At 72.0% G+C, this 10195-nt stretch carries 14 protein-coding genes; 2 read left to right on the top strand and 12 right to left on the bottom strand.

Going from position 1 to position 10195, the window contains the following annotated elements:
• Window positions 1-157 precede the first annotated feature (157 nt).
• The 7 genes from FHS88_RS15155 to FHS88_RS15125 all read right to left on the bottom strand — a co-directional run bounded on the left by FHS88_RS15155 (window position 158) and on the right by FHS88_RS15125 (window position 4723).
• Window positions 158-394: a phage head-tail joining protein gene (locus tag FHS88_RS15155; RefSeq protein WP_184486263.1), complete on the bottom strand. Its 237-nt coding sequence runs from the start codon at window positions 392-394 to the stop codon at window positions 158-160.
• 13 nt (window positions 395-407) lie between these two features.
• The gene (locus FHS88_RS15150; RefSeq protein ID WP_184486262.1) at window positions 408-2306 is read right to left on the bottom strand and encodes a phage terminase large subunit family protein; all 1899 of its coding nucleotides are present in this window, start codon (window positions 2304-2306) and stop codon (window positions 408-410) included.
• Between the two features lie 25 nt (window positions 2307-2331).
• The gene (locus FHS88_RS15145; RefSeq protein WP_019015878.1) at window positions 2332-2856 is read right to left on the bottom strand and encodes a hypothetical protein; all 525 of its coding nucleotides are present in this window, start codon (window positions 2854-2856) and stop codon (window positions 2332-2334) included.
• 35 nt (window positions 2857-2891) lie between these two features.
• On the bottom strand, window positions 2892-3179 hold the full coding sequence (locus FHS88_RS15140) for a hypothetical protein (protein ID WP_184486261.1): 288 nt from the start codon (window positions 3177-3179) through the stop codon (window positions 2892-2894).
• Window positions 3176-3376: a hypothetical protein gene (locus FHS88_RS15135; protein WP_184486260.1), complete on the bottom strand. Its 201-nt coding sequence runs from the start codon at window positions 3374-3376 to the stop codon at window positions 3176-3178. The genes FHS88_RS15140 and FHS88_RS15135 overlap by 4 nt, the downstream gene beginning before the upstream one ends.
• A gap of 205 nt (window positions 3377-3581) precedes the next feature.
• Complete coding sequence (locus FHS88_RS20885) at window positions 3582-4376, bottom strand: DUF3489 domain-containing protein (protein WP_246419994.1); 795 nt, start codon at window positions 4374-4376, stop codon at window positions 3582-3584.
• A gap of 110 nt (window positions 4377-4486) precedes the next feature.
• Window positions 4487-4723, bottom strand: coding sequence for a hypothetical protein (locus FHS88_RS15125; RefSeq protein WP_184486259.1), 237 nt, complete (start codon window positions 4721-4723; stop codon window positions 4487-4489).
• Window positions 4724-4890: 167 nt separating this feature from the next.
• On the opposite strand from FHS88_RS15125, the gene FHS88_RS15120 reads away from it, so the two are divergent.
• Both FHS88_RS15120 and FHS88_RS15115 read left to right on the top strand, forming a co-directional pair.
• Window positions 4891-5148, top strand: a complete 258-nt coding sequence (locus FHS88_RS15120) for a type II toxin-antitoxin system ParD family antitoxin (RefSeq protein ID WP_246419991.1) — start codon at window positions 4891-4893, stop codon at window positions 5146-5148.
• Window positions 5145-5486, top strand: coding sequence for a type II toxin-antitoxin system RelE/ParE family toxin (locus tag FHS88_RS15115; RefSeq protein WP_184486258.1), 342 nt, complete (start codon window positions 5145-5147; stop codon window positions 5484-5486). The genes FHS88_RS15120 and FHS88_RS15115 overlap by 4 nt, the downstream gene beginning before the upstream one ends.
• On the opposite strand, the gene FHS88_RS15110 is transcribed toward FHS88_RS15115, so the two are convergent.
• From FHS88_RS15110 to FHS88_RS15090, 5 genes are all read right to left on the bottom strand, one after another.
• Window positions 5487-6698, bottom strand: coding sequence for a DNA methyltransferase (locus tag FHS88_RS15110; protein ID WP_184486257.1), 1212 nt, complete (start codon window positions 6696-6698; stop codon window positions 5487-5489). It abuts the gene before it with no gap.
• Between the two features lie 22 nt (window positions 6699-6720).
• Window positions 6721-8190: a site-specific DNA-methyltransferase gene (locus tag FHS88_RS15105; protein ID WP_184486256.1), complete on the bottom strand. Its 1470-nt coding sequence runs from the start codon at window positions 8188-8190 to the stop codon at window positions 6721-6723.
• A 638-nt stretch (window positions 8191-8828) separates the two neighbouring features.
• Window positions 8829-9443 (bottom strand): hypothetical protein, encoded by a 615-nt coding sequence (locus FHS88_RS15100; RefSeq protein WP_184486255.1) that lies wholly within the window; start codon window positions 9441-9443, stop codon window positions 8829-8831.
• Window positions 9433-9660 carry a hypothetical protein gene (locus tag FHS88_RS15095; protein ID WP_184486254.1) on the bottom strand — a complete coding sequence of 76 codons (228 nt, stop codon included), beginning with the start codon at window positions 9658-9660 and terminating at the stop codon, window positions 9433-9435. The genes FHS88_RS15100 and FHS88_RS15095 overlap by 11 nt, the downstream gene beginning before the upstream one ends.
• Window positions 9657-10184: a crossover junction endodeoxyribonuclease RuvC gene (locus tag FHS88_RS15090; RefSeq protein ID WP_246419990.1), complete on the bottom strand. Its 528-nt coding sequence runs from the start codon at window positions 10182-10184 to the stop codon at window positions 9657-9659. Before FHS88_RS15090 ends, FHS88_RS15095 begins: the two co-directional genes overlap by 4 nt.
• Window positions 10185-10195 lie beyond the last annotated feature (11 nt).

Raw genomic sequence — 10195 nt, 5'->3', positions numbered from 1 at the left:
TTGCGTACGGCGTCGCGGGCGCGGCGCGCGACCGTCGCGACCGCCATACCGACCTCGGCCGTGGCGCTGCCGCCGGACGGCGCCCAGGCTGAGGCCCGCTGGTCCTGCGCCGCCGCATAGCCCCGCAGCGCGTTCCACGCGTCTCGCAGCCGACCCATCACCTGGTTCCCTCGCGCGAGAAGCTGGCCAGCGTCACGGACGGGCGGCGGGCCGCCGTCATCTCCGCCCCGCGCAGCACGGCGAGCGCGCGGCCAAGCTCATCCAGGCTGCGGTACTCCACGGTCCGCCCGTCGAAGGTCACGCGGGTCGTGCCGCGCGTGTAGGCGGCGGCGAGCGCGGCCGCGCGGCTGCCGGTCGGCTGCGCCAGCGCCCAGGCGAGGACGGTCGGGTCCATGTGCGTCCTCCCTTCAGCGCAGCCAGCCCGAGCGCGGCGCGAGCCAGCCCCGCGGGCGATGGGTGTCCGGCGCTGCCGGCGGCGGCGACGGGGGAGCGACATTCCCGGCAGTGGGAACCTCGCTCGGTTGGAGTGGGGCGTTGGCGACCTGCTCGCGCAGCTGCTGCCAGAACCGCTCGCCGTAGCGGTCAGCCCCGAGCAGCCAGAGCGCCGCGCGGGCGAGCACCGCGCAGTCCAGCGCTTCGTTCCTCTCGCGCAGCTTGGCCCATTCCTGCCGCGCGAAGCCGCGCCGGTCCTTCACCGTGTGGAGCTGCTCGGCGACGAGCTGCTTGACCCACTCGGCCTCGATGCCCTGCGGCAGGTGCACCCAGCCGGGCGGGAACTCCTCCGCGTCGCCGCGGCCGAGCCAGAGGCGGCGATACAGATCGGCCTTCCAGGTGGAGACCGACACCGTCCAGAGCTTCAGGCCGCGCCGGAGCTTCCGGCCATCGACCATCGCGTCCACTGGCGTCGGGCCCTGTACCGGCTGCGCCCGGTTCCAGCCATCCACACCCTTGGTCGGGGCGATGCGCGGATCCCGCAGCCGGCGCAGGTGGCCGTAGACCGCGGCCGTATCCCGCCCGCCCGTGTCGACGCAGAGCCGGGCGATGCGGATGCTGCCACCGCCCTGTCGCGGCCAGTCCCTGGCCAGCAGTTTCGCGAGCGCATCCCACGGCTCCCGCTCGCGCGGGCTGCCGGCGATGACGACGTGATCCACGAGCCAGGAGGTGTACCCCTCCGCCCAGCCCCAGATGTCGCACTCGAGGCGATCGTCCTGCACGTCCACGCCGGCGGTGAGGCACAGCGCGTCGGCTGGCACGACGCCCATCCGGAAGTCCTCCCGCCGCTCGACCAGCCGCTCCCAATCCGGCGCCTCGCCCCGCTCCTGCCAGGTCTCGCCGAGCACCGTGTTCCTGAAGGTCTTGAGGTCCTCGGGCTTGCCCTGCGCCGCGTCCCAATCCCGGGCGACCTGCTCCCACGAGTACCAGCCCACCGGCGCGTAGAGGGAGGAGATGTGGAACCCGACCGTGTGCGGATCCTCGGCGGTGGCGGTCGCCCGCCAGGCGCCGCCGGCCAGCATGGCGGTCTTGTGGTGCTCCTCGATCCCCTCGTCGCAAGCCTCGCAGTGATACCGCGCCGAGCGAGGGTCACCCTTCTCCCAGCGCAGCCGCTCGAACTTCAGCCACTGCATCTCGCCGCAGTGCGGGCACGGCACGAAGTAGCGCCGCTGATCTGAGGCGGCGTATTCTCGCTCGATCCGGCTGCGCCCGGCGATGGTCGGCGTCGAGACCAGGAAGGCCTTGCGCCGCCAGCCGAAGGTGCGCGCCCGCGCCTCCGCCAGCGAGATCGGATCGCCTTCACCCTCGACGTCGCCGGGATAGGCGTCGATCTCGTCGAGGAAGAGGAACCGCGCCGTCATCGAGCGCAGCCCGACCGCGCTGTTGGCCCCGGTCAGCACCAGAATGCCGCCGGGGAATTCCTTCGACAGCAGCGTGTTGCCGCTGTCCCTGGCACGGGCGGGTGCGACCCTCTCCTTGAGGGCCGGCGTCTCCTCCAGCAGCGGGTCGATGCGCTGGCGCGAAAAGCGCTTCGCGAGCTCGACGGTCGGCTGCACCGCCAGCACCGGCGCCGGCACGTGGTGCAGGATGTAGCCGAGCCAGTTGTTCCCGGCCTCGGTGGCGCCGACCTGCGCCCCCTTCATGAAGACGATCCGCCGCGCCGGATGCACCGCCGACAACGCGTCCATCACCTCGCGCAGGTACGGGGTCCGGCCCGTACGCCAGGGTCCCGGCTCGGAGGAGGCGCGGCTGCCGAGGATCCGGTGCCGCTCCGCCCATTCCGACACCCTGAGCTGCGGCGGCGGGCGGAGCATGCTCCCCGCCCGGCGCCGGACATGGTCACGGGCCCGCTGCCCGATCTCCGCCGAGACCTGGAGGGTCGAAGCGATCGGCCGCCTCCGAGAGCAGGTCGGTGATGTGCTGCTGCAGGATGGTCTGCAGCAGGTGCGGGTCGACACCGAGCTCCGCGGCGATCAGCCCCGACACGCGGGCCGGCCAGTTCAGCAGCGCGTCGCGCATCGCGCCCGCGATCTCGTCGATCGTGGCGTTGGCCTCGGCGACATCGAGCAGCCGGCGCTTGTTCTCGTCGAGCGCAAGCCGCTGTGCCTCGACCTTCAGCGCGAGCTGCGCGACCTTCAGTCGGGCGTAGGGCGTGCCCTCGGCGCCGCCGCCACCGCCGCCATTGGCCAGCGGCGAGCGGGCGGGATCCGCAGTCTCCACCAGGCGGCGTCGGGTCTTGTCGATGTCCCACTGGCCGTCCGGCTCGCGGGCGATGCGGTTCGTCTGCTCGGCCTTGCGGAGCGCCGTCTCGGTGATGCCGATGCGGCGGGCGGCCTCGCGGGTGGAAGGGGTGAGTTCTGGCACGGCGGCATCTCTCCCGCCGCGCGCGGGGTGTGGGGTCAGGCAGCGCGCCGCGCGCGCTGGCGGGCTTGATCGAAGGCAGCGACTGCGGCCGCCCAGTCCAGCGTCGCGCCGGCGCCAATGGTCTGCACGGGCGCGAGCGTCACGCGCCCGCGACCCCAGTAGTCGCCATCCAGCGTGGCGATCCAGCCGGCAAGGCCCTGCCGGTTCAGCGCGTCGCTCGCCGCGGCGATCTCCTCAGCGGAGGGCGGCGCCGCCCGCCCCAGCGTGACGTGCCGGCCGTCCTGGCCGAGCACGATCCAGCGGCGCAGCGTGCGGGCGCTCATCGCGCGCGCTCCGCGTCGCGGATCTGCGCCAGCAGCTCGCCAAGCCGGCGGCGCCAGATGCCGGCGCCCTCGATGCAGTAGGCGGGGCCGTAGTTCCCGCTGCCACCCTGCCGCACGCTGCGCAGCCAGTGCGCGTGGCTCAGGCGGGCGTGGTCAGCGAGGCCCTTGAGGTGCGTGATGGTGGCGATCTGCTGCATCGTCCGTCTGCGTGCTGCGAGGCGGGTTGCCTGCGCGTGACGGACGCTTCGCGCTATGGTTCGGCGCAGCCAACTTGAGAAGGCGCCGGGGATCGCGATGATCCCCGGCGCACTCGATGATCCCGGCAGCTGTGGCTGGCGCGCGTCAGGCAGGCAGGTGGTAGACGGAGTAGGACCCGCGGGCACCCTCCTTGTTCGGCCCGACCTAGCGGACCCGCTCCAGCACCTGGACCTCGACGCCCTGGCGCTTCTTCAGGCCGGCGAAGAACCCGCGGACCGTGTGCTGCTGCCAGCCAGTCGCCTCGCAGATCTGCGCGATGGTCGCGCCCTCCTCGCGGCGGAGCATCGCCAGGACCGCCTCCTGCTTCGTGCCCTCGCGCGGCTTCCGCGGCGCGGCGGGCTCGCGGGCCGTGCGCGGCGGCTTGCCGGTCAGGGCGGCGCGGAGGACCGCCATCGGGCCGTCGAGGGCGGTGATCATGTCGGCCTCGCGGTTTGCCTCGTCGTCCCAGGCGGCCAGGACCGCCGCGGCGGCGTCGCGCAGGCTGGCCCGCGGGGCGGGCGTGGGCGCGGCCTGGGCCGCCTCGGTCTCCTCCGCGGGGGCATCCCCCTCCGCCGCGTCCTCCCGGCCCGTGGGCGCCGTGTCGGCCACCGGCGCGGCGGCCTCCGCGGCGGCGCGGCGCTGGGCGTTGCGGCGGGCGATGGCCTCGGCGCTCTGCTCGTCCTCCTCGCGCGCGTCGCCCGCGTTCGGGTCGATGCCGATGGCGCGCAGCCCGTCGTCGGTGATGCGCGCCACGATCCAGGTCCCGTCCTCATCCTGCCGCCAGCCGAGCCCGACATGCTCCCGCGGGGCGTTGATCTCGATGAGCAGGTTGTTCTTGATCAGGCTGCGGAACACCGCGTTGCGGGCGGCGGCCGGCAGGGTCTTCGGCGCGCGGGCCAGGCCCATCTCGTGCTGCGCAGCGGCGCTCAGGATCACGCGCTGGGTGTCGGAAAGCTTCATCGTCGGGGTCTCCGGTTGGGCACCCGACCAGCCGGGTGCTACCACCCCGAGCCCCGCAGGCCTGACCTGTCGGGGCGGTGGCGGCGCCGCGTCGCGGCGGGCGCGGCGCGCTACTCGGCGAATTCGCCGCGCTTGAAGTAGCAGTCCGTCACGCTCGCCAGCCGGCTGTTCCAGTGTTCGAGCGTCGCGGCCTGGCCCCAGAGGACGTCCTCGGGATCCGCCCCGAAATGGTCCGCGCTCATCTGCTGAAGTTCGGCGACCATCGCGTCGAAGCGGGCCTTCTGCTGGAGGAAGGCCTCGAGGCTCTTCTGCTGGTTGCGGGCGGCGCGGGCTTCGCGGTCGGTCATGGTCGTCTCCGTCGTGGTGCAGGGCATCCCCTGCGCGTGACGGACCATTCGCGCTGCGGCGGAGCCGAGCCAAGCATCTACCGCGCTGCAATCATTGCTTTCTTTCCGCGTTCCGGATCACATCTGCCTGCGGCTGGCCGACGCCGCGCTTGCCAATTTTTGCCAAGATGGCCATCCTCCCGGCCATGGGCACGATGAACGTCTCCCTCCCCGACGCGCTGAAGGCCTTCGTCGACCAGCAGGTCGAGAGCGGCGGCTACAGCACGAGCAGCGAATACGTCCGCGAGCTGATCCGAAAGGACCAGGAGCGCCAGCGGCTGCGTGGCCTGCTCCTGGCCGGCGCGGCCTCCCGTCCCGGCAGCGTCGCTGACGACGCCTACTTCGACAGGCTGCGCCGACGGCTGCGCGGCGCCGATCGGGCGTGACCGCGCGGCCGGTCGTCCCGCGGGAACTCGCGCAGCAGGACATTGACGAAGCGATCGCGCACTACCAGGCCGAGGGCGGCGAGCCCCTCGCCCTGCGATTTATCGATGCGCTGCAGCAGGCGTTCCGCCGCCTCGGCACGCAGCCCGGCGTCGGCTCGCTCCGCTACGCCTACGAGCTCGGCTTGGACGGGCTGCGCGCCTGGCCGCTGCGGCGCTTTCCGTTCGTCGTTTTCTACCGCGAGCAGCCCGACCACATCGACGTCTGGCGCGTGCTGCACGCCCAGCGCGACATCCCGGCCTGGATGCAGGAGCCGGAGACGCGCCCGGACGCGCCGTGATCACCTGGATTGCCGGCCGCGTGCCGCGGCGACGTCGGCAAAGGTGCGGTCCTCGCCCTCCAGCACTGCCGCCTCGCCGGTCGCCTCCTGCCAGCGCCGCACGATGACGTCGGCATAGGCCGGGTCGAGCTCGAGCAGCACGGCGCGCCGCCCAGTCCGCTCCGCCGCGATCATCGTCGTGCCGGAGCCGCCGAACGGATCCAGCACCGTGTCGCGCTGCTTGCTGCTGTTGCGGATCGCGCGCTCGACCAGCGCCACCGGCTTCATGGTGGGGTGGAGCTCGTTCCTCGCCGGCTTGTCGAAGTGCCAGACATTTCCCTGGTCGCGCGCGCCGCACCAGTAGTGCTGCGCGCCGGCCTTCCAGCCGTAGAGCATTGCCTCGAACTGCTGGTGGTAGTCGGCGCGGCCGAGGGCGAAGGTGTTCTTCGCCCAGATGATGGTGCTGGACCACTTCCCGCCCGCCTCCTGCCAGGCGCGATGCAGCGTCGGCCACTCGGACGAGGACATGCAGACGTAGCAGGCGCCCTTCGTCACCGAGAGCAGGTTCGCCAGCGCAGGCCGGAGGAAGTCGAGGAAGCCCTGGCCCAGCGCGTCGTTGGCGATGGTCATCTTGGCCGAGGTGCCGCCCTGGTAGGCGACGTTGTAGGGCGGATCCGTGAAGGCCATGTCGGCGAGGCGGTCGGCGCCGAGGGCGCGCTGCACGTCGGCCAGCTTCGTGGCGTCGCCGCAGAGGAGGCGGTGGTCCCCACAGCGCCACAGATCACCGGCGCGGGTGACGGGAACGGCCGGCGGCTCGGGCGCGTCGTCGGCGTCGTCCTCGAGGCCGGCATCGGCCGCGGCCAGCAGACGGTCGAGCTCCATGCCCGAGAAGCCGAGGACGTCGAGGTCCACCACCGCCTCGTCGCGGATACGCGCGATCTCGGCAGCGAGCAGCGCCTCGTCCCAGCCGGAGTTCAGCGCGATCTGGTTGTCCGCGAGGCGGAGCGCCCGGGCCTGCGCGGGAGAGAGATGGCCGAGCCGCAGCACCGGCACCGAGGTGAGGCCCAGCTGCTTCGCCGCCATGACGCGGCCGTGGCCCGCGATCAGCACGCCCTCAGCGTCGACCAGGACCGGGTTCACGAAGCCGAACTCGGCGATGGAGGCGGCGATCTGCGCCACCTGCGACGGCGAATGCGTGCGCGCGTTCTCGGCGTAGGGCAACAGCTCAGCCACCGGTACTGCGGAGACGACGAGATCAGGCTGCACTGGCGGTGACCTCCATCCGCGCTGCAGCAACGGCGTCGTAGTCACGCCCGTCGTCCGCCAGCGTCACCGGCAGATCGGGATGCATCATTCGCCAGCGGGCGATCGCCAAGTCGACATAGGCCGGCGCGAACTCGATGGCGCGGACGCGGCGCCCAGTCCGCTGACCCGCGATGATGGACGTGCCGGCGCCAGCGAAGGGCTCGAACACGACATCGCCCTCGTCGGCGTAGGCGCGCATCAGGAACTCGGGCAGCGCGACCGGGAACACCGCCGGGTGCTCGGTCTCGATGCCGCGCGCCTTGTGCCGGGTGATGCGGAGCACGCTGTCCGGGATCCGGGTCTCCTGCACGCCCTGGCCGGCGTGCTGCCATTCCCCGACCGTCCCGTCCTTGGCGCGCAGCCCGCCCTTCTCGGAGTTGACGTGCCCGGCCCATCGGCAGGGGATGATCTTGTTTGGCCGGCGCGGCTCGCGATTGAAGTGGAAGACCAGCTCGAAGGCTGGCGCGAGCCGCCCGTTCCAGTCGCCGGGCAGGCCGGGCCCCTGGTCCCAGGCGTACAGGCCGAAGCGGCGCCAGCCCTGCGCGCGCATCCATTCGAGCCAGCCGGCCCAATAGGGCTGCCACTCGCTGTCGCGGTGGATCAGGCCGAGGTTCACGAGCAGCTGCGCGTCTCTGCGCGCGACCCGGTCGAGATGCTGGAACACGCCCTGCATCAGGCCATCCCAATCCGAGACGCCGCCGGTGGTGTAGTCGCGCTGGTTCCCGTAGGGCGGGCTGGTGAAGAGCAGCGCCGCGCGGTCCGCGCCCATGACGCGCGCCACCGATGCGGCGTCGGTGCTGTCGCCGCAGAGCACCCGGTGCTCGCCGAGCAACCAGAGGTCGCTCGGGCGAGTGACGGCCTGGCGCGGCGGATCCGGTTCGGCATCGGCCGGATCATCCTCCGCCGCAGCCTCTGTCTCCGCCGCGCCGTCCCCGCCCCCGTGGACCGCGGGCGCCGACAGGGCCTCGGGCGCGTCGCCGTCGGACACGGCATCTCCAGCCGCCGCGAGGATGTCGTCGAGCTCCGCGGCCGAGAAGCCAAGCGTCCCGAGGTCGAGGTCCGGCGCCGCCTGCACCGCAGCGAGCGCGTCGCGCAGCAGCGCCTGGTCCCAGGTCGCGTTCTCCGCGATGCGGTTGTCGGCGAGACGCAGCGCCTCCTTCTGCGCCGCGGAGAGGTGCCGCAGCAAGATGGTCGGCACTTTCTCGATGCCGAGCGCCACCGCGGCCTCGAGCCGGCCGTGACCGGCGATCAGCACGCCGGCCTCGTCCACCAGCAGCGGGTTGGTGAAGCCGAAGGCCAGCATGCTGGCCTTGATCTGCTCGATCTGCGCGGCACCGTGCACGCGCGCGTTGCCGGAGTGCGCGCGCAGCTCCGCCACCGGGCGCAGCAGGATCTTCGCTGCCATCCAGGGGAGCGTCATAGGGCCATCCGGGACTAGGGTGGGAGCAGCACGCCGGCGCTGCCGTCGGCAGTAACGGTGTCCAGCGTCGGGACTACGATGCAGAAGGTGAGACGGGCAGTTTTCGCCGACATGCCCAGGTCGTCCGGCCGGAGCCGCTGACCAAGCGGTCGTGCCGAGTGGAGCTTTTCGGCGAAACAATGCCTCGCGCTGCAAGCTCCAGGCTGCGTGGGCTCCCCACCGTCACGGGTTGAGTTCGCCCGCTGGTCAGGCAGGCGTGTCCTCTCGCCAAGTGGAACATTGCCCGGCAGTGGGAGGATAACTTCGCGACGCCAGTAGCGAAAGGACGACTTCCGCACGACGGCTTCGACTTGGCGAAAGACCCGGCTCCGCTTGCGAACCAATGCTGCCACGGTTCGCAGCTAAGCGATTGAGATCAGGGCCGAAGGGTGCGAACTGCGAACCATGTTTCGGGCCGGGCGCTAGCGATGTTGCGCGCTTCCGCCCCCCGCATACAGCAGGGCCAGGAAGGACCCTGCGGCTCGCGAGCCACTGTCTCGATCGAGCGACGCTGTGGCTGGTGAGCCACCGCACCAGCGAGACGCATGCCTCGCCAGTGACGGCAGACAAGCACGGCGAGATCACACCGAGCAATGCACTCATTGAGGCTGTGCAGATTTTGCAGCACCACCGTTCTGAAGCGCCGACGTTGTTGCGCCGACCGCAGCATGCGCAGGTGGCGTCAGCCCGAAATGTGCGCTGAGGATACCGAGAGTCCCGAGCAGGATCCCGTGGGCGAGCGCGGGCGTGACCGGGCGCCCGTTCCACCCCTGGCGCAGTGCCCAGTCGCGCACGCTGTGCTCGAGGCCAAGCACGTACCAGGCGATGCTGCCGGATGGGCTGCCGAAGCCGCCAAGATGCGTCATCGCGCGGGCCACGCGCTCGCGTGCGACGGTCTGGCTCTCGGAGAGCAGGTCTGCCTTGCCGCCGGGGATGCGGATCATCGGCATGGTCCGCACGCGATCGAGCGCCGCACGCTGGAACACGGCGCGGAAGATCTCGCCTGCCTCGTGCATCTGCGGCGTGATGCTGCCATTGGCGAGCAGCACGCCCAGACTGTCGACGGCGCGACGGTGCAGGATGGGCGTGCCCGTATCCGGATCCGTGCTGCGGACAGCCTCGTCGAAGCCGCCGTGCTGCAACCGCCACTTCGAGGGCTTGGAGAGATCCTCGCGCGGCGGCGTCGTGCGCTTCGCCTTCCGCTTACCGGCCATGGGCGTTGCCTCCGTTGCGCCGCCCCCAGCGGCGGTTGGCCTCGTTGGTGATGGCCTGGCGCAGCCAGGGATCGGTGATGTCGTCGACCGGGATTGCGGCGACGCCGTGCCGGTGCCAAGCAGCGGCGCGCATGGCGTTGAGCTCGGGCTCGCTGGTCGGGGTGCGCAGCCGCCCGATCGGACTGCGCGCCAGGATGGGTGCGCCGGGCAGGCTCATGCGCGGCCTCCCTGTGCGTCGGTGAGCCAGAGCAGGATGGCGATGGCGTCGGCCTCGTTGTCGTCGACCGGCGCGAAGCCGCGCGCCTGGATCGCTGCGATCATCGCCGCCTTGTCGGCGTTGCCGCGGCCGGTCGCGAAGCGCTTGATGGTCCCGACCGGCACGCCCTCGTAGGCGATGCCGCGTTCCTCGCACCAGGCGGAGAGGTGGGCCAGGAAGCCGCCATAGAGGTGCGCGGCGTCGGTGCCGGCGTGGGCGCGGACTTCCTCGAAGGCGATGCGGGAAAGGCCGCTGGCAAGGCCGGCCATTTCCGTCAGCCAGCTGCGGAAGCGGAGGTAGCGCATCCCGCCACCCTCGAAGCGGCTCGGCTTGAAGGAGATGGTGCCCGAGGTGATGCCGCCGTCCTGGCCGCGCAGCGCCCAGCCGGTGGTGGTGCCGAGGTCGAGGGCCAGGACGGCGTGATGCCGCAGGGCGACGGGCGGCGGGGCAGTGAGCGGCGGCCCGCTTGCGTGCGCCGCGGGCATGGGGAGAGTCG

It is taken from the genome of Neoroseomonas alkaliterrae, assembly GCF_014199195.1.
Classification (GTDB): Bacteria; Pseudomonadota; Alphaproteobacteria; order Acetobacterales; family Acetobacteraceae; genus Neoroseomonas; species Neoroseomonas alkaliterrae.
Note: the sequence above shows the minus strand (reverse complement) of the source record. Positions and strands in the feature narration are given on the sequence as shown.